General features: G+C 41.2%; 19 protein-coding genes. 4 read left to right on the top strand and 15 right to left on the bottom strand.

The window, feature by feature from the left end:
* Window positions 1-4: 4 nt before the first annotated feature.
* The 12 genes from PQR79_RS03200 to speA form a co-directional block, all read right to left on the bottom strand.
* Window positions 5-874 carry a mechanosensitive ion channel family protein gene (locus PQR79_RS03200; RefSeq protein ID WP_238104398.1) on the bottom strand — a complete coding sequence of 290 codons (870 nt, stop codon included), beginning with the start codon at window positions 872-874 and terminating at the stop codon, window positions 5-7.
* 76 nt (window positions 875-950) lie between these two features.
* Window positions 951-1,886 carry a lauroyl-Kdo(2)-lipid IV(A) myristoyltransferase gene (gene lpxM, locus PQR79_RS03195; protein WP_238104396.1) on the bottom strand — a complete coding sequence of 312 codons (936 nt, stop codon included), beginning with the start codon at window positions 1,884-1,886 and terminating at the stop codon, window positions 951-953.
* Window positions 1,887-2,047: 161 nt separating this feature from the next.
* On the bottom strand, window positions 2,048-2,347 hold the full coding sequence (ihfA, locus tag PQR79_RS03190) for an integration host factor subunit alpha (RefSeq protein ID WP_160052251.1): 300 nt from the start codon (window positions 2,345-2,347) through the stop codon (window positions 2,048-2,050).
* A 3-nt stretch (window positions 2,348-2,350) separates the two neighbouring features.
* Complete coding sequence (gene pheT / locus PQR79_RS03185; protein WP_238104394.1) at window positions 2,351-4,738, bottom strand: phenylalanine--tRNA ligase subunit beta; 2,388 nt, start codon at window positions 4,736-4,738, stop codon at window positions 2,351-2,353.
* Window positions 4,739-4,753: 15 nt separating this feature from the next.
* Window positions 4,754-5,737 carry a phenylalanine--tRNA ligase subunit alpha gene (pheS, locus tag PQR79_RS03180; RefSeq protein WP_238104444.1) on the bottom strand — a complete coding sequence of 328 codons (984 nt, stop codon included), beginning with the start codon at window positions 5,735-5,737 and terminating at the stop codon, window positions 4,754-4,756.
* A gap of 601 nt (window positions 5,738-6,338) precedes the next feature.
* Window positions 6,339-7,226, bottom strand: coding sequence for a putative ATP-dependent zinc protease (locus PQR79_RS03175; protein ID WP_238104392.1), 888 nt, complete (start codon window positions 7,224-7,226; stop codon window positions 6,339-6,341).
* Window positions 7,227-7,276: 50 nt separating this feature from the next.
* A complete protein-coding gene (locus PQR79_RS03170) occupies window positions 7,277-7,627 on the bottom strand; it encodes a DUF3802 family protein (RefSeq protein ID WP_188919796.1) in 351 nt (116 codons plus the stop codon).
* Window positions 7,628-7,707: 80 nt separating this feature from the next.
* Entirely contained in the window at window positions 7,708-8,283 is a 576-nt protein-coding gene (locus PQR79_RS03165; RefSeq protein WP_238104390.1) for a YceI family protein, read from the bottom strand.
* 87 nt (window positions 8,284-8,370) lie between these two features.
* Window positions 8,371-8,826: a YaiI/YqxD family protein gene (locus tag PQR79_RS03160; RefSeq protein ID WP_238104388.1), complete on the bottom strand. Its 456-nt coding sequence runs from the start codon at window positions 8,824-8,826 to the stop codon at window positions 8,371-8,373.
* Between the two features lie 29 nt (window positions 8,827-8,855).
* Window positions 8,856-9,494 (bottom strand): pyridoxamine 5'-phosphate oxidase, encoded by a 639-nt coding sequence (pdxH, locus tag PQR79_RS03155; protein ID WP_238104386.1) that lies wholly within the window; start codon window positions 9,492-9,494, stop codon window positions 8,856-8,858.
* A 348-nt stretch (window positions 9,495-9,842) separates the two neighbouring features.
* Window positions 9,843-10,772 (bottom strand): S-adenosylmethionine decarboxylase proenzyme, encoded by a 930-nt coding sequence (locus PQR79_RS03150; protein WP_238104384.1) that lies wholly within the window; start codon window positions 10,770-10,772, stop codon window positions 9,843-9,845.
* Window positions 10,773-10,901: 129 nt separating this feature from the next.
* Window positions 10,902-12,812: a biosynthetic arginine decarboxylase gene (speA, locus tag PQR79_RS03145; RefSeq protein ID WP_238104382.1), complete on the bottom strand. Its 1,911-nt coding sequence runs from the start codon at window positions 12,810-12,812 to the stop codon at window positions 10,902-10,904.
* Between the two features lie 595 nt (window positions 12,813-13,407).
* On the opposite strand from speA, the gene PQR79_RS03140 reads away from it, so the two are divergent.
* From PQR79_RS03140 to PQR79_RS03125, 4 genes are all read left to right on the top strand, one after another.
* Window positions 13,408-14,241, top strand: a complete 834-nt coding sequence (locus PQR79_RS03140) for a CvfB family protein (protein ID WP_238104381.1) — start codon at window positions 13,408-13,410, stop codon at window positions 14,239-14,241.
* Between the two features lie 119 nt (window positions 14,242-14,360).
* Entirely contained in the window at window positions 14,361-15,014 is a 654-nt protein-coding gene (locus tag PQR79_RS03135; protein WP_238104380.1) for a YceH family protein, read from the top strand.
* 91 nt (window positions 15,015-15,105) lie between these two features.
* The gene (locus PQR79_RS03130) at window positions 15,106-15,939 is read left to right on the top strand and encodes an ABC transporter permease (protein WP_238104378.1); all 834 of its coding nucleotides are present in this window, start codon (window positions 15,106-15,108) and stop codon (window positions 15,937-15,939) included.
* Complete coding sequence (locus PQR79_RS03125; RefSeq protein WP_238104376.1) at window positions 15,936-16,835, top strand: ABC transporter ATP-binding protein; 900 nt, start codon at window positions 15,936-15,938, stop codon at window positions 16,833-16,835. The genes PQR79_RS03130 and PQR79_RS03125 overlap by 4 nt, the downstream gene beginning before the upstream one ends.
* 382 nt (window positions 16,836-17,217) lie before the next feature.
* Here PQR79_RS03125 and PQR79_RS03120 read toward each other — a convergent pair whose 3' ends face one another.
* The 3 genes from PQR79_RS03120 to PQR79_RS03110 all read right to left on the bottom strand — a co-directional run bounded on the left by PQR79_RS03120 (window position 17,218) and on the right by PQR79_RS03110 (window position 19,337).
* Window positions 17,218-17,427 carry a cold-shock protein gene (locus PQR79_RS03120; RefSeq protein WP_011496716.1) on the bottom strand — a complete coding sequence of 70 codons (210 nt, stop codon included), beginning with the start codon at window positions 17,425-17,427 and terminating at the stop codon, window positions 17,218-17,220.
* A 248-nt stretch (window positions 17,428-17,675) separates the two neighbouring features.
* Window positions 17,676-18,509, bottom strand: coding sequence for a 23S rRNA (guanine(745)-N(1))-methyltransferase (rlmA, locus tag PQR79_RS03115; RefSeq protein ID WP_238104374.1), 834 nt, complete (start codon window positions 18,507-18,509; stop codon window positions 17,676-17,678).
* Between the two features lie 21 nt (window positions 18,510-18,530).
* Window positions 18,531-19,337, bottom strand: a complete 807-nt coding sequence (locus tag PQR79_RS03110; RefSeq protein ID WP_238104372.1) for a hypothetical protein — start codon at window positions 19,335-19,337, stop codon at window positions 18,531-18,533.
* Window positions 19,338-19,700: the final 363 nt, after the last annotated feature.

Below are 19,700 nucleotides of genomic sequence, written 5' to 3'. Positions count from 1 at the left end.
ACAGTTAGTTTTTATGGCTTTGAGTAATGGTTAGATTACCGTCCACATGCAAATCACGTTGTGGGTAGGCAATGACCACCTGATGCTCGTTAAACAGCTCATACATTCTAAAGCGAATTTCACTGCGACGACGGCGAATATCGGTTTCTGATACCGCACTCACCCAAAAGATTAAATCAAAAATCAGCGCGTTATCGCCAAAGTCTTCAAATAGCACTAAGGGTTTAGGCTGCGGTAAAATATCGTCTCGTTCGCCTATGACTTGGTAAATTAACTCGCGCACTTTGACAACATCAGAGCCATACGCCACCCCAACACGAATAAAAGTACGGGCATTTTTGTCGATTAACGTCCAGTTTGTTACCGTGTTTTCAAGTAATTGGCTGTTGGGCACTAGCATGTGCACCCCATCATTTCGACGGATTAAGGTAGAACGAGTATTAATGCATTCAACCACGCCGCGGGCCTCACCCACCTCTAAAAAGTCGCCAATACGGATTGGGCGCTCCCACATCAAAATCCAACCACTGATAAAGTTGTTAATGATATTTTGCGCACCAAAACCAACACCAATGGCAATCGCACCCGACACAAACGCAAATGCGGTTAATGGAATATTTAAAATCTCCATACTGGTAAACACCAGCACCGCAATACTGATAATAAAGTACATGCGGGTAAATAAATGAATCGCATCTGCGCCGACATGACGACGCTTTAACGCTTTGACAATGAGTCGACCTGCACGGGTAATAATAAACCACGCTAAGAAGAGGTATAACGGCACTTGCAATAATTGCAGCAAGGTAATTGGGCTATTGTCATAAGTGAATACCACAAACGACAGGGCAGATAACAATTCGTTAAAATCCATATAAACCTCTTTTTATGCTTATAGTCAGTATTGTCGTTATTGTTAGCACAACTTGAACACTCTGCTTGTATGCGTTTTAGTAAAACCTCTGCTCACCGGGTGGACGCGTTTTGAGCAGCTTTAAAAACCACATGTATTGTTCTGGGTAGGCTTTAATCACCTGCTCAACAACTTTATTTAATGCTAAGGCTTCGTTTTCTTTACCCACCATTTCTTGTGGGTCAATCGCGGGCATCACCGTCATAATAAATTGTCTAGTTTGTTCATTATAGCCAATCTTAACTGGCATCACTTGAGCATTACCGGCTTGAGCAAGGCGACCAACAACAGGTAACGTGGCTTTTACTGTGCCTAAAAATGGCGTAAATACGCTTTTATTTGGGCCTAAGTCTTCATCGGGTAAATAAAAAAAGCTGTTATCCTTTTTAAGTTCGGCTAATAACGCACGGATCCCAGCTTCACGCATATACACACGACCATTTTGGCTGGTGCGCATGCGATTACTAAACCAGTTAAATAAGTCATTCCTGTGAGCTTTTGCCATGGTCACTAACGGGATTTCCATGTTTACACGCAGCCCTGCGTACTCCATTGGCCACACATGGGGCATAATGAAAATTATCGGTTGTCCGGCATCCCTAGCCGCTTTAACATGCTCAAAACCATTCATTTGGACGCGGCGTTTTAAATGAGCCGAAGATCTAAACAGTAATTCAGCTTGCGAAAGTAACACCAACACAAACATCTTCACATTTTGCTCAACTAACGTTTCAACTTCTGTTTCCGACATTTCTGGAAAACAATGATTGATGTTAATCCTGGCGATATTAATGGGTTTTTTGGCTATTTTCATCACAATAACCGCTAAACTCCTAGCAATAGGATCGCGAACACTGGCGGGTAGAATACCAAATAAAAACAATACCGCTATGGCTAACCATGTCAGCCAAAACCGCGGGTGTAATAAGGCCATTTTAAAGCGGGTATCAAAATGTTTTGCTTCTCGAGACAAAAGAACACTCCAAATAAACGTGCACCAACAATAAACACTTAAGGTTAATGCTCAGGATTATACCAATCCTTTGGTAAACTCAAAAACAAAAGAGCCACTCAATTAAGAGTGGCTCTTAGTATTACAGATCCAAAATCTGGATTGGCGTATTAGCTAGTGAACTATTTTTTGCCCGAGTTTGCCGCTTCAACCCGTGATTTTAACTTCTGTCCAGGACGGAAGGTAACAACACGGCGAGCAGAAATGGGAATATCTTCACCAGTTTTCGGGTTCCTTCCCGGTCTTTGATTCTTGTCCCTAAGGTCAAAGTTGCCAAAGCCAGATAACTTGACCTGCTCACCATTTTCGAGTGCTTCACGAATCTCTTCAAAAAAAGATTCAACCATCTCTTTGGCTACACGTTTATTAATGCCTAACGTCTCAAAAAGATGTTCTGCCATTTCGGCTTTGGTAAGTGCCATACTTTAATCCCTCAACGATGCGTTGAACTCGGTCTTAAGAGCGGATATTACTGAATCCATAGTTTCGGTAATGTCTTTTTCTTCAAGTGTACGAGTAGTGTCTTGTAATGTAAGTGCGATAGCGAGGCTCTTTTTGCCAGGCTCAACACCTTTACCTTGGTATACATCGAACAAGTTTAAGCCAACCAACTGATTTTCGCCAACTTTTCTTATCAAATTCATAACATCAGTGGCAGAAACAGTTTCATCTACTACTAGCGCGATATCACGACGGTTAGCAGGAAACTTAGATACAGCTTGGGCTAGCGGCAAACGGGCTTGCAATAATGCATCCAGTTCTAACTCAAAAACAATTGTTTTACCATTGAGTCCAAAAGGCTTTTCCAAGCTAGGATGGATAGCGCCGATGTAACCAATGACTCGATTATTTCTTAATATTTCAGCACATTGTCCTGGATGCAGCGCAGGATGTGTTGCCCCTTTAAAACTAAATTCTGAAGCGGCAACTGTCAAGCCGAGAATAGCTTCTAAATCACCTTTTAAATCAAAGAAGTCGACAGTTTTCGATTCCATTGACCAATGTTCTTCGTTTTGCACACCTGAAATCACCGCGCCTAGCATGGCTTGTTGGCGTACGCCAGAATCTGCTTGTGCATCAGGAACAAAGCGCAATCCAGTCTCAAATAATCTTACACGACTTTGTTGACGACTTTGGTTGTAGCCAACAGCGGTTAATAACCCAGTAAACATAGACAAACGCATTGCCGACATTTCGATTGAAATGGGGTTGGGTAACACCATTGCTTCTTGGCCAGGGTGCACTAAGTTTTGCATTTTAGGGTCAACAAAGCTGTAAGTCACCGCTTCTTGGAAACCTCGTGCAACAAACATGCTACGAACACGCTTAAGCGAAATATCCGCTTCTTTGTGATCTGGCATGGTAAGCGCTGCTTGTGGCGCTGTGTTAGGGATATTGTTGTAGCCGTATATGCGTGCCACTTCTTCAATTAAATCTTCTTCAATTGCCATATCAAAGCGGTAGGTTGCGGTAGTAACCTGCCATGCATCATTTGCCGATTCAACGCTAAAGCCTAAACGCTGTAAGATCTCAACCACGTCTGCATCAGGAATAGGGTGACCTAATGTTTTATCTAACTTGTTACGACGTAGCGTGATTTTAGCCGCTTTTGGTAAATGCTCAGCAGATACTGCTTCAATCACTTGCCCTGCTTCACCGCCACAAATATCAAGCACAAGACGTGTAGCACGATCCATCACCTTATGTTGTAGCTCAGGGTCGACACCACGCTCAAAACGGTGTGAGGCATCTGTGTGTAAGCCTAAGCGACGAGACTTACCCATAATGGCCAGAGGGGCAAAAAATGCGCATTCTAATAAGATGTCTTGGGTGTTGTCATTAACGCCAGTGCTTTCGCCACCAAATACACCAGCAAGTGCAACGGCTTGTTTGTCGTCAGCAATCACTAAGGTGTCGTTCGGTACAGTAATTTCGTTACCGTCGAGCAAGGTTAACTTTTCAACGCCATCGGCTAAACGCACAGTAATGCCGCCGTTTAGGGTGTTTAAGTCAAACGCGTGCATTGGTTGACCAAATTCAATCAACACGTAGTTGGTAATATCCACAATCGGGTCGATTGAACGAATACCACTACGACGCAGCTTTTCTTGCATCCACAAAGGGGTAGCAGCATTAACATTGATATTTTTAACCACACGGCCTAAATAACGCGGGCATAAGTCAGGCGCAACAACATTGATGCTAAATGGCGCGTCAATGGTTGCGTCTACAGCTTGCCAAGTCGGCTCGGTGACTGCTTGACGGTTTAACACGCCTACTTCGCGCGCAAGACCAACCATACCTAAACAATCAGCACGGTTAGCGGTTAAATCAACGTCAATGATGGCATCATCAAGTTGTAAAAACTCACGTACATTAACGCCTAATGGTGCATCTTGTGGCAGCTCAATAATGCCATCACTTTCGATGTCGATACCGAGTTCACCATATGAGCACAACATGCCCATTGAAGGCTGACCGCGTAATTTGGCTTTTTTAATTTTAAAATCGCCAGGCAAAACTGCCCCGACCATAGCCACAGCAACTTTTAAGCCTAAACGGCAGTTAGGCGCGCCACAGACGATATCAATTAGCTCGTCGCCACCCACATTGATTTTGGTTACACGTAATTTGTCCGCATCAGGATGCTGACCGCATTCAACCACTTCACCAATGATCACGCCGCTAAAATCGGCCGCGACGGGATCTACGCCGTCGACCTCAAGGCCGGCCATAGTGATTTGGTGTGATAATGCGTCACGACTTACAGATGGGTTAACCCACTCACGAAGCCAAGATTCACTGAATTTCATCTAATTATTGCTCCGTTATTTGAATTGCTTAAGAAAACGTAAATCGTTTTCGAAGAAGGCACGTAAATCATTAACGCCGTAGCGCAACATGGTTAAACGCTCTACGCCCATACCAAAAGCAAAACCAGAGTATTTTTCAGGGTCAATGCCCACACTGCGAAGCACATTTGGGTGTACCATACCGCAGCCTAAAACCTCTAACCATTTACCATTTTTACCCATTACGTCGACTTCAGCAGAAGGCTCTGTGAAGGGAAAGTAAGAAGGACGGAAGCGCACTTCTAAATCTTCTTCAAAGAAGTTACGTAGAAAGTCATGCAGAATTCCTTTTAGTTCTGCAAAATTAACATTCTCAGCCACCATTAAACCTTCCACTTGGTGGAACATTGGCGTGTGAGTTTGGTCGTAATCGTTGCGATAAACACGGCCTGGAGAAATGATACGCAGCGGTGGCTTTTCGTGTTCCATCGTGCGAATTTGCACGCCCGATGTTTGGGTACGCAACATCACTTTTGGATTAAAGTAAAAGGTATCGTGATCGGCACGAGCTGGGTGATGCTCAGAAATATTTAAGGCGTCAAAGTTATGAAAATCATCTTCGATTTCAGGACCTTCCTTAACAACAAAGCCTAATTCACCAAAAAAGGTTTCAATACGTTCGATTGTACGCGTAACCGGATGTAAGCCACCGATTTCTAAGGTACGCCCTGGCAAAGTGACATCGATTTTTTCAGCAATTAATTTTGCTTCTAATTCCGACGCCTTCAATCCATCGATACGCTCAGACAGCTTTTGCTGCACGGTTTGTTTAGCTTGGTTGACGGCTTGACCAAAGGCAGGTTTTTCTTCTGCACTTAATGATCCCATCATTTTCATCATGTCAGTGATTTTACCTTTTTTACCAAGGTAATCGACACGGATATCATCCAATGCCTTTAGATCACTGGCCTTGTCAATGACCTCTAAGGCTTGTTCTACGATCTCGGTTAACTGCTGCATGTTATCATCCACTGCATTTGTGCATATCAATGCGATTGGGCGTCTGATTCGACTATCAAATATACCAACTAAATCGATAGTGCCGACGCGGTAGTTTAACTCTTGGTATTTACCACAAAGAGCTAAAGCTAGGGTTAAAATAAAAGAGTGAAATTTTACGTGAGCGACCGCTATTTTACTAGTCATTATTGGACTTTTTAGTGGCAAATAGCTGTATTTAACTGCAATTTAGCTTTCTAACGTCGTGGTGATAGCTCATCATCACGAATCTTAAATCACCGCAGCGCTTTTTTGGTCGATAAACTAAAAATCAACAGACAAATTTAGGGACTAAAAATCGAATCCAATAAGCAATAAAGAAAACACCCAGAGTCTCTAAAACTCAAATAATAATTCTAAATGCCTATTTATGCAGCTACACAGAGGTTAAATAATTGATAATGAATATTAATAATATGCTGCCTTTATAAAAGCAAGACTGATTAAAGTGATAGCATTTGACGACGCATTGCCAATACAGCGTAATAAATTAAAAGTACCACTTTTTTTAAGCACTATCGTTGTTAGGCCTATTATTGGCAATTCCAGTATTTAGCTAAATTTAAAGCTCTTGCGTCACATCAACAACATAATGTCCTTGAAGCCAATTGCGCCCAATCAGCAATTTGTAGCCCATTTTCGTGCGATCTTTTAAGTTTACATCCACTAAATATTCTTTCTTGGGCTCACCGACACTGAGTCTGACCATGTAACGTACTTCAGTGCCTTGGGCATTACGAATATAAGAGGTACCACGAATTTTAGTCCGCACATCGACCGTTTCACCTTTGTCATTTTCGGTGGTAAAGGTGATCATTTTACCGACGTTATTAGCCATATCGTCAAAGTCTTGATCTTCGATACGAATGTCGACCGCATGCAATGAGTTTTCAACCGCACCGGTATCAATTCGCGTATTGAACAACAATCCGGTTTGCTTAATGCTAAGTTCTGCCACTGGGCCAATAATCTTTTTTCGAGACACATCGACAAGGTAGCCTTGCTTTAAAAAGTTACGACCAATGAGAAGTTTATAGTTCATATGGCTGCGATCGCGTAAATTAACATACACATTATGCAGACGGTCTGGAAAGCCAACCCCTAACTTCACCATATAGCGGGTTTCTCTTCCTTGCGCATTTCTGACGGTTGAGGTACTGACAATTTCAGCTTGCATCCTTTGCTTTTCACCCTGTTCATTCTCAGTGGTGAAGGCAATAGTTTTGCCAATATTGTGTTTCATATTATCAGATTCGCCGCCAATCACTTCAAGGTCAACAGCGTGTAATGAGGTATTCCCTGCACCAGTATCAATACGAGCCTTAAACATTAAGCCTGAATTGGCCACGGTCATAGTTTCAATTTGACTCACAACAATGGCTTGACTACTGGCAAAAACAGATAAAGACAAAACACATAAAACAGCAGAAATTACGACTTTTCTAAACATGTTCAATTCCAAAAACTACCACGCCTAAAACAACCAAGTTTACAGTGCAATCAAGCTAATAAATGAGCGATTTCTTGATCGAATAAATTTTTAATTAATCCTGAAAACTCAGTAATAAAAATACTTTGTTCAGGTGTGGCCTGCTGGTTGGCCACCGACGCTAAAATCTCCTCTAAATCATACACAATTGCGTCGATTTCACGGATGACCATATTACGTTGCGCAAATGACAGTTGTGGGTTTTGCCCACAGACCATAATAATTTGTGCAGATAATTGCTCTTCAAATAACTCCATTACGGTCTCCGTCGCGGCCGCATTCTGTTCAGGCGCTTCAAACAAGCCTAAATGTTCAGTTAAATACTGAATTAAATGCATGTATCCGTCTTTATCGGTAACCATTTTTTCACCTTTATTTACGATTATTGAATGGGCAATGGCTTAGGTTAAATAGCAAAAAGCCATTGCGCCATGGTGTTCAATTATTGTGCTAAGGTTAGCACAAACGACACTGGCACAGCTAAGCTGATGCTTGGCAAACCAGCGATTTCTCTTAACTTTTCAATACCGGTCACTAAATTAAACTCGTCAGCTTGAACCAATAAAGGTGCGAAGCTGCTGACGACTAATTTGTCATCAGATAATTTAGCCACAAGTACTTCAACACTTTTTTGCTGTTTTTTACCATGCAACTCAACAGTGGCGTCAATTTTAGTTGTTAAGGTGTCTCCGACTTTCATTCCCATCAATAACTGAGGGTTAATCACGGCATTGACTTTTAACTGCGGAAATTGTGCAACTTCAAACAACACAGTTTGCATTCGATCGTCACGAATTTTAATGCCAGTATCAACCGAATTTAAATCTATCGATAACGCAAAAGCGCCTGCCTCGGTCAATGAGCCCGCAACTTGCTTAAAGTGGTGCACTTCAGCAATGTCGTTTTTCTTTACCGAGATAAAGCTAACGCGCGAGTGATCTTGGTTAACCTGCCAATCGCCAGCCATGGCTTGAAAACTTAACAACCCAGCGGCGAACAAAGGTAATGCTATTTTCATTGTTGACTCCTTTTAATTAAAATTAACACGTTATGAAACAATACTACCTGAGTATAGGTAACTCTTTTATCAATTAAGCAAAAACCGTTATTTTACTTTCGCTAGCCACTTATCTAATGCCTGTGCAAAAGCGTGTTTGTCTGCCTGAGAAAAACTGTTAGGGCCACCAGTGTGGATCCCACTGCTGCGAATTTCTTCCATAAAGTCGCGCATGGTCAAGGTTTGTTTGATGTTTTCTGTGGTGTACACCGTCCCTCTTGGGTTTAACACCAGCGATCCTTTTTCAATTGCCTCTGCCGCCAATGGAATATCGGCAGTGATAACCAAATCACCCGCGGCAACTTGTTCAACAATATAATTGTCGGCTTCATCAAAGCCAGAGCTGACTCTAATCATCGAGATCAACGGTGAGATCGGTATTTTAATCAGTTGATTAGCCACCAATACTAATTGAATCGATTTCCGCTCAGATGCACGAAATAACATGTCTTTTACTGCATTTGGACAGGCATCAGCATCGACCCAAATTTTATTGCTTATCACGCGATATTGCTCCTATTTATTAACACAGATTAAGGTGCTAAACGATCTATTTGCCAATCGCTATCAGTTTTACTGTACATAAATCTGTCATGCAGGCGATGTTCACCACCTTGCCAAAACTCAATACTGTTTGGACGGACTAAATAACCGCCCCAAAACTTAGGTAAAGGCACCTCGCCTTGAGCATATTTTGCCTTCATTTCAGCAAACTTACCTTCTAAAGCCTGACGTGCTGAAATTTTACTCGACTGTTTTGATACCCAAGCCGCGATTTGGCTGTCTTTAGGGCGGCTCATAAAATATTTAGCCACATCTAACATCGAAAGGGGCTCAGCTTCACCGGTGACGGCCACTTGGCGTTCTAATGAATGCCAAGGAAACAACAAACTGATTTTGCTATTCACGCCAATTTGTTTGGCTTTACGACTCTCAAGGTTTGTAAAAAACACAAAGCCGTTATCATCAAAACGCTTAAGCAACACAATACGCTGAAAGGGTTGGCCCTGCTCGTCAACGGTCGCAACACACATAGCGGTGGGATCGGTTAATTGTGCATCTTTAGCTTGCTGAAGCCACTTTTCAAATAAATCCATTGGATTAACAGGTAAATCACCACGTCTTAAGCCGCCTTGGGTGTACTCTCGACGAATATCACTTAAATCACTCATTGTGCTTCCTTGATTAACCTGAATTCGGGGTAAGAGGTGAAATAAACATTTAATATTAAAATAATAAATCACATCTATTTCACACTTGTCTTTTGTTTTGCGATTAGGCGAATTGACGCGTTAATCGCAGTAAAAATAACGCCATTAGCGAGACAAAGGACTGTTTGAAAGCCTTTTATTATCCCGAGTTGAGGTTGATTATACTTGTTGGTACTATTTTACGCTCAGCAGACACAAAAAAGCCAACGCCTAAACGTTGGCTTTATCATTTAAAGAGGCATTATCAACGACTTTTTAATTAAGGCTTTAGCTGCCATTAAAAGTTGTAATCAACATTCCCCCAGCTAATCACATAAATTCAGGGGTCAGCACCTCAGAGTCGAGTTGCTGAAAGTGACCAAAATGTACTTGGTAATCTTGCTCAATAGGATAAGTACAATGGGCTAAACATATATTTTTCGGCTTAGCAGACGCAATCACTGGCGTATTAAATCCGATAGTGTCCCAACTGATGGGCTGCAATAAAGCCAGTAATTGCGTCGCGATAGGATTATCGGGTGAGTTAACATCTACATTGGTTTCAACACTAACATAAGAGCTCTGCTCTTGCGGGGTAATGTGAATGGTAAAATATTGCTCACCTTTTATGCCATTAACAGAAAACCCTAACGGGGTAAATAAATGTGCATCATAATCAAAACCATCAAACAATTTACTTAAACTTAATAAGGCGCAAACTTGCTCTACTGTTTGTTTTGTTGAGGTTAAGTATTGCGCGACTGGCCCGCTAATGTGGTACATCAATAGTTCGCTAGTGTTATCTTGCGTCGATAATAAGCAAGGTGAGTTACTGGTGAAAATAAAATGATGATGGCTGTCTAAGTGACCGATTCGGCAAGCTTTACCAGGTATGTACTGACGTAAACGAGCAATGTCGTCTGCAAACGTTGATGCTTGTAAATGCGCTAAATATTCATTTTTACGTTGATAACTCACAAACGCCACATGGTCAACACCGATATGTTCGAGCATGGCTAGTAAGCTGTCTATTAAGGTCGACAAGCCACACGTCAGCATAACGATGCGGTTATCCCAGACAAACAAACTCGATTCGCTTAATAAATATGCATCGCATTGTTGATTATGAATAACCGAGATGATGTCTGCTTTAGCAAGGTTGGCAATTTGAGTCCAAAAATCTGAACCAAGCGCACGCAATGAACCATGAGTCGATGCGGTTATAAGCTCAATTTTTTTTTCAGAACCTTCAAAAAACATCAGTGTGATTCACCCTCAAACAACGTTATATCTTTAATATCATAAATTAAGCATCATAGATAAATAAAGGCTTAGTTATTATTCATAACTAAGCCTTTTGCCTGTCGCCATTTATTTTTACGCTTACATTTAGAAATCTTCTAAGTAAGTGTAACCGTCAAGACCGACTTGCAACTCTTCTAAAATACTGGCGCGTTCGTCTTCAACGATATGTTGCGTCACTAACTCTTCAAAAGTGCGCATAAACTCGTCTGCATCTAGGTTTACATAACGTAAAACGTCAGCCACGGTATCGCCTTGAAGAACCGACTCAATATTAGCTGAACCGGCTTCGTCTAAACGTACGACGGCCGAGTTAGTGTCACCAAATAAGTTATGCATATCACCTAAGATTTCTTGGTATGCGCCGACCATAAAGAAGCCGATGAGGTATGGGCTTTCTGCGCTCCATGCTGGCACTGGTAATGTGGTTTCAATACCTTGACCATCCACGTATTGGTCAACAATACCGTCTGAGTCACAGGTAATATCAAGCATTACTGCACGGCGCTCAGGTGCTTTATCTAAACCCGATAATGGCAACACTGGGAACACTTGGTCAATACCCCATGCATCAGGTAATGACTGGAACAATGAAAAGTTAACAAAAAACTTATCAGCCAGTTTTTCGTTCAATTCATCAATAATAGGACGATGGTAACGGTTATTATTGCTCAGTAAACCTTTCACTTCATGACATACACGCAAGTGTGTTTGTTCAGCCCAAGCACGGTGCGCTAAGCTAAATTGGCCAACGGCGAACAATGAATGCGCTTCTGCGATATCGCTTTGGGTATCGTGATAAATTTCAATTATGGCACGTTGGTCGTGTCCACCACTGATTTCTTCCCACGACTGCCACATGTTGTGCAACAGTTGCGGCGCATCCTCAGCAGGTGCTTCAATGACTTCAGGCATGTACGCTTCAGTACCAATAACATCAGTAATCAATACTGCGTGGTGTGCTGTCAAATGACGGCCAGATTCCGAAATAATACGCGGCATAGGCTGCTCGTATTCATTACATAAATCGGTTAACACATTCACGATATTGTTAGCATACTCACTTAAACCGTAGTTCATTGAGTTATTGCTTTGACTGCGAGTGCCGTCATAATCGACCGCTAACCCACCGCCAACATCAAAACATTCAATTTTAGCGCCGAGTTGGCGTAGCTCACAGTAAAAACGTCCCGCCTCACCAACGCCTTGACGAATATCGCGAATATTGGCAATTTGCGAGCCTAAATGAAAGTGCAATAACTGTAATGATTCAAGCATGTTCGCTTGTTGTAACTGCTCAACCACTTTTAATACTTGGGCAGCAGACAAACCAAATTTAGACTTTTCGCCACCACTTGCTTGCCATTTGCCTTTACCTTGGAAAGCTAAACGTACACGTAAACCTAAACGAGGAGTCACGCCGAGTTTTTCAGCTTCAGCCAGTACCATTTTAAGCTCAGACATCTTTTCAAGTACGATATAGACTTTATGGCCTAACTTTTCACCGATTAAGGCTAGACGAACGTATTCTTTGTCTTTATAACCATTACAGACAATCACAGAGCTGGCTTTTTGAGCCATGGCCAATACAGCCATTAATTCAGGTTTACTGCCTGCTTCAAGGCCTAATTGCGGTACTTCTTTAGATTTTTGACTCGCCAAAATCTCTTCAACAACAGTTTGTTGTTGGTTAACTTTAATGGGATAAACTAACAAATAATCATTTTGATATTCGTACTTAGTAATCGCATCATTAAAGGCTTCGCATAAACTTTCCACTCTATGGTGCAAAATTTGCGGGAAACGAACAAGTACCGGTAACGAAACGCCCGCTTTAACCATATCCCTAGCCAATTCATTTAAACCGACTTTATGATCTGGATTTTGTGGATCGGGTGACACTGTGACTTCGCCATCTTCACGAATACCGTAAAAGCCTTGGCTCCAGTGAGTCACGTTATAACCCGCGCGAGCATCTTCGATAGACCAATCAGACATAATTATTTTCCGTATTTGTATCAAAGTTAAGCAGCACTTTTTATAAGACTGCTTGTTAAAATCCAGATAACGACTAAGCGCTATCTCTAGTATAAGTTGCCATTTTTGTGCCACTAGCATGAGTTAATTCACGTCGTGCTCTGACGCTTTAAGCTCGTTGAGGTATGACGTTTATGACTCAATACCATCAGTTTTATAGGAACAACATCCCCTATGAACATGATGATGCTTTTAATTAAAGGCACAACACATCTTAGTCATACATCTGCATGGCTTGCAAATATTGCTGGTTTGACGTAACTCAATTTTTGTAACGAGTGTTTTACTGCATAAAGTAAAAATAAGATCACTTTATCAACGTTAAACCAGCTTGCTAAAATCGGCGCAATTAAAACCTGCAATGCTGTGTAATGCAAGTAAATTACCCATTAATTACTGCAAAAAGCCTGATTTTTTACCCTCAGCTAAGCGCAATGACCTACTGAGCGAATAAATCGATTTCAACTCACGGTAAATGACACAACTTAGTGTTGATTTACGTGTATAATTAATCGATTGAAAACACCTTTTCATTTTTTATTAAGTAGAGTCATTCATGATACAAATCGGTAAACGTCATTCATTAGAAGTGGTTAAGCAAGTAAACTTTGGAGTTTACTTAAATGCTCAAGAGCTAGGACAGGTCTTGCTTCCTAATAAATTTGTCCCTACCGGTTGTAATGTCGGTGATATGGTCGATGTATTTCTTTATCTCGACTCTGAAGACATTGTGATTGCAACGACCCAAAAAGCCTTGGGACAAGTCGGTGAGTTTGCATACTTAAAAGTCGTCGCTACGGGTCCATATGGCGCATTTTTAGACTGGGGCTTAGACAAAGATTTACTGTTACCTTTTGGCGAACAACACAAACCCGCAGAAGAAGGCCGATCGTATTTAGTTTATGTCCATGCCAACCATGCCGATGAACGCATTATGGCGTCATCTAAAGTGGATAAGTTTGTCGACAAAACTGAAGCTCATTATACCCCCGGCGAACAAGTTAATTTAATCATCGGTGGCACCACCGATTTAGGTTACAAAGCCATTATTAACAACAAGCATTGGGGTGTTATTTACACTAATGAGGTTTTTCAAAAGCTGCGCTTTGGCCAAAAGCTGACCGGCTTTATTAAAACCATGCGCAGTGACGGCAAAATTGATTTGGTTTTACAAAAAAGTGGTAAAGAAGATTTAGACAAAAACGCCCGCCTGATTATTAATAAACTGCGAAGCGCTGATGGATTTTTACCTTTGCATGATAAAACCGATGCAGACATCATTTACGACCAATTAGGCATGAGTAAGAAAGCCTTTAAGAAATCGATTGGCGGTTTATTTAAAGCAGGTGACATCAGCATCGACAGCGATGGTATTCGTCTAACCATGTAAATCAATGTTATCGCACAAACAATATGAGTGGGTATTTACTCGCTCATAATGTTATTTATGCTTCGGCCAACGCAAAGAATAACACCCAGTATTACATCGATTTTTTATAAGGACAGTGTATGGAATTGACGTCATTAGAAGCCCGCGTAATCGGCTGCTTACTCGAAAAAGAACTCACCACCCCCGACCAATATCCTCTGTCACTTAATTCGTTAACCCTCGCATGCAATCAAAAAAGTAGCCGTGAACCTGTAATGTCATTAAGTGAATCAGAAGTACAAACCATCATTGATGACTTAACTAAAAAACGCTTAATCAGTGAGCAAACAGGGTTTGGCAGTCGCGTAGTTAAATACAAACATCGATTTTGTAATACCGAATTTAGTGAATTACAACTCAGCAGCGCTGAAGTCGCATTAATATGTGTACTGCTTTTACGTGGCCCACAAACACCTGGCGAACTCAAAACACGAACACCGCGCTTACATGAATTTAGCGACGTGAGCCAAGTCGAAGCAGCATTACTGGGCTTAAGCCAACGCGAAACCCCGCTTGTTGTGCAGTTAGCTCGCGAACCAAACAAGCGAGATTGCCGTTTTTTAGAATGTTTTAGCGGTAATATTGATGATCATCAAGTTAATAGTAGTGACAGTATTCAAGTCTCTGCTCAAACTCAACACAGTTTGGCTCAAGAAGCCCGCATCGCAGAATTAACTGAAAGAGTTAACGCACTAGAGCAAAAAATGGCTCAACTAGAAACATTACTCGACTAACCCGTTAAGCAATAGTGTAAAAAAAGGTGAAGGCACAACGGGCATCATCACTGAGATCAACATTAATGCGTTTCATCCAAGGATAATTACTATGCAACACGTTACGCCCCCATCGGGTCTGTCCCATATTGGGTTATTGGCCAAATACGAGCTCACTAAGCGCTTTACTAATAAAAGTGGCATGGTCGCCCTAATTGCTTTTATGCTTATTTGGGCGATTTTATTACTTTATCCAATCAAAAGTGCCTCTGAATTTATTATGGGCCCTAATTTTAGAAGCTTTACCGAAGCGCTATTTGGCCCGGGCAGTTTACAGCATTTATTTGAATGGCCTGTCGCTGAATTCGCTGTATTCTGGCTCGCGGCTTTGTATTTGTTTCCTATGTTTAGCATCTTTATCGCCGCTGACCAGTTTAGCTCAGACAAACAGCGTGGGAGTTTACGCTTTTTAACCTTGCGAGTGAGTCGCGGCAGCCTTTTCTTTGGGCGTTTCGCGGGACAAATGCTAATCCAACTGTCGTTAATTATACTGACTCTGCTGGCCACCATCGCCATGGTGCTTACTCGCGATATGAGCTTATTCATTCCGTCGCTCACCACCAGCCTACTCGTAATGGTTAATCTTTTTATTGTCGTATTACCATACACCGCAGCAATGGCCCTCTTGTCACTACATGCTAACTCAGCAAGACAAGCCAGTATTTTTGCGATTATTCTTTGGGCGCTTGTCTCAATTATTATTGGGTTGATTAATTTCAAATTTCCGCAACTTAGCGGGTTAAACATGATATTACCGGGTTCTCAAATATCAAGCATGATAAATACACAAGGTTTGGGGTCACTGGCTTACTCGCCAATCCCTTTACTGCAAACTGTTGTCATTTTAGGTTTAGGTTATTTATTGATGAAACGGAGTGCCCTATGAGCCTAATTCAATGCAATAATTTATCGAAGCACTACCCCAATAAATTAGCTCTCGACAACATTAACCTAAGCTTAGACGCTGGTGCACCGATTGCATTAGTTGGCCCAAATGGTGCGGGTAAAACCACACTGTTTAGCTTACTCTGTGGCTACATTCAGCCGACTCAAGGCAGCTTGACCATCCTTGGCCATGCCCCTGGTAGTAAGGCGCTTCAAGGGGTGCTATCTGCCCTACCGCAAGATGCAGAACTTGACCCACATTTTACCATTGCTTCGCAGCTGCAATTTTTTGCCACTCTGCAAGGCTTCAGTCAAGCCGATGCCAAGCAAGAAGCTTTACGTGTCTTAGCACTAGTCGATTTAGCTGAGTCAGCACAAGCAAAACCTAAAAGCCTTAGCCATGGTATGAGTAAACGAGTATCGATTGCCCAAGCGTTAATTGGCTCACCGAGCATTGTACTACTTGATGAGCCAACGGCAGGGCTCGATCCTGCTAATGCCAAAAAAATACGCCAAATCGTTAAGGATTTATCAAACGATACAACCTTTTTAATCAGCTCGCACAACTTGGATGAACTTGAGAAACTGTGTGATCAAGTAGTATATCTTGAACAAGGTAAACTACAGCAATCCGTGTCGATTAAAGCCAGTCAGGCAACTGATTTTATTACATTGACGATGCAAGTGTGCGATATGGATAGCTTGCATCAACAATTACTCGGATTAAACCAAGTCATTGAAGTTAAACGCAGTGGTGATGAGCAGTATGTTATTGAGTATCAAAAACAACGTAATTTTGAGCTTGAACAACAAATCTTAAGCTTATTAGCAGAAAAGCAATGGCGATACAAAGCCATACTCAAAGGTCGAACACTAGAGGAAACCCTTTTCTCATAAGCCATTGCACTATGCCAGTAAAATAGGCCCGTTAACGCGGGTCTTTTTTATGGGCTTTTTCATGGAATATGCGCTTCTTTTGAACGTTATATCAAATTAAAATCTACTCACATTCAATGTCTAAGCCAGACTCTACGTGACCAGTTAACTACAATCTAAGCACGAATGTGTCTTCTAGATGTTGAAACGTCAACGACTGAGTAATCAAAAATGGTAATAAAATCAAAACAGAAGAGGAAGTAAAATAGAGGCGGTTTATCTCGTTTAAACGCCGATGTCGCTTATAGAATTCGTACTAAGTCAGTTTAAATTCGCAAAAAAAAACTGCAGCATAAATGCTACAGTCTTATTATCTATATCTAGTCGAAACTAGATAGAAATATTAGCCAACTACTGAAACGTTTTCAGCTTGAGGACCTTTCTGACCTTGAGTCACAGTGAAAGATACTTTCTGACCTTCGTCAAGAGTTTTGAAACCGTCAGAGTTGATAGCACGGAAGTGAACGAATACGTCTGGACCAGACTCTTGCTCGATAAATCCGAAACCTTTGTCAGAGTTGAACCACTTAACAACACCAGTAACTTGAGACATGATATAAATCCTGTAAAATATATAATTAAAGCCTTAACGGCGGTAAAGCTGGAAAATGCCGGTATTACTTATGTTCACAGGACGAAACTGGTCGTATTGAAACACATAAATATAAGCCCAACCTTCAAGCTAAGTAGACTATAAACCATTCTCAGAATAAGTCAACAAACATCAAGCCATAGCCTACATTTTTTTGACGAATCAACAATTCGGTTTATCTTTGAGCATCAGATAGTTATTTGCATCATTTAATCACCTGACGATTGTTCGCGCTGATGGATTTCAATTTTAAAATCGATCTCACATTCGAGCCCTTGCTCTATTATTTGTCGCTTTTGCATATCACTTAACTTCCAGGCGTATGGCGTCATATTAAGGAAGTGTTCAATATCATCAGCTTGAGTCAATGTCAGCGGATAAGTTAACGATTCATGAGCTAGATAATTAAACCCCTCTATATACAAGGATTCTTGAGGATGTAGCCGTGGGTTGCTATATATTTTTTGCTTTAATGCAAAGTGATGCATTGGCCCTGGTGACACAGTAATCAATATACTGCCGGGTTTCATCACACGTTGCAGCTCTTCTGCTTTTGACGGAGCATAAATACGGATGGCTAAATCTATGCAGTCATCTGCAAATGGCATTTCAAACACACTTGCCACACAAAAGTGTAACTCGGGATAACGTTTTGCTGCAGAACGTATAGCAGATTTGGAAATATCTAAGCCGTAAAGTTCGCACGACTTTGGCCTTGAATGTTGCAGTGTTTCAAACAAACGATGGCTATAATACCCTTCGCCACAACCGATATCCAATATCGTCTCAGCATGGCAAGCGTAATCAATCGCTAATTGATTAACCTTGTCACTCAGCGGTTGATAAAACCCTTTGTTAAGAAACTCTCGACGGGCAATCATCATCTCTTTGTTGTCGCCAGGGTCTTTGGTTTTTTTCTTTTGTACTGGCAATAAATTAACATACCCTTCTTTGGCACAATCAAACTGATGACGTTTAGGGCATGCCCAACTTTTATCACTGAGTGTTAACGCTGCAGAGCAAATGGGGCAAATATAAGGCATGAAGAGACTCTAAATAGATTTTTAAATTTCGTCATCAGACAGTTTATTCACCATGTCTGATACATCTTGAGGCGCGAGTAATTCAAAACAATCAAGTTTACGCTGTAATTGTTCAATACTAGACATTTGCTCGTTTGAGGAACGGCCTAAGCTTGAGCGCTCTAATGATTGATGGTACGTTCTGAGCAACCACTGGTGTTTATTTTGCAATAAATGATCAAGCTTTAACAGCTCAGTTGACACACCTGGGTGAATTTTGCCCGACTCCCCTTTTAAATAATCCCGTAAATCTCGGCGAACTTGTTCTAACTCACTGATATGAACCGCCAACATTGATGAAGGTTCATCATAGTCAAACTTACGTCCTAAAATTGCCTTTGCCATCACAAGCGCATGAGGTTCACTTAAAATACGTAAGTCTTGCTCAAGAGAAATTAATTCAAACCGTGCATTTTTATCCAAACTAAAATAAACGTTTTGATCTGCTTGAATATTTAGGCTTAACCCTTTTCTCAGTTGTTCGATACACACTCTTGGTGCAATACCCATCATTGGATATAAACGTGAACCTTGACCTATCAATCTGACTTGATCATATTTTTCAGCGACGGCTTGGCAATGCTCGTAAACTAAGCTAATAAAAGGCTGATGTCGCACGATTAATGTGGCCTCAGTTGTATTAACTTGACTAATGACAAACTCAATTAACGGGTTACTCATTGCTGACAACACCAACAAATCACTCACAGAGTCTAATAAACGCAGCGTTAATAACGTAGGTTGCTTAATTTCACTGACAATAGGTTGAGTAAATATATGTTGATGCATTCAATGTCCTTTTATATTTATACCACTTATATTAGGTGTATTACTTATATTTAGTGTATGACTTATTCTTATTTGCTCATTACCAAATTGTAACCAGCAATGCTATGGACTTCATAGTGAAAGTTTCAAACGTTAGCGTCATTACCTATTTGATGCACAAAAATGTTAATATGATGGTAATCGCGGAAAGGATTTTTACTTTATTATGGCTAATGCAATTCAATCAACACTATTTTGGGATAAAAAACAACTTTTATCTTGAAGTGTTTTCAAATTTGTTGAAGAAACTCATCGAAAAATCCATACGATTTCAGGAAATGGGTACCTCTGATACGCGAGAGTACCATGCAGTTATCCGCCTAA

The organism is Shewanella metallivivens (genome assembly GCF_028750675.1).
Classification (GTDB): Bacteria; Pseudomonadota; Gammaproteobacteria; order Enterobacterales; family Shewanellaceae; genus Shewanella; species Shewanella metallivivens.
The sequence above is the reverse complement of the archived record's forward strand: the minus strand, read 5'-3'. Positions and strand labels throughout refer to the sequence as shown.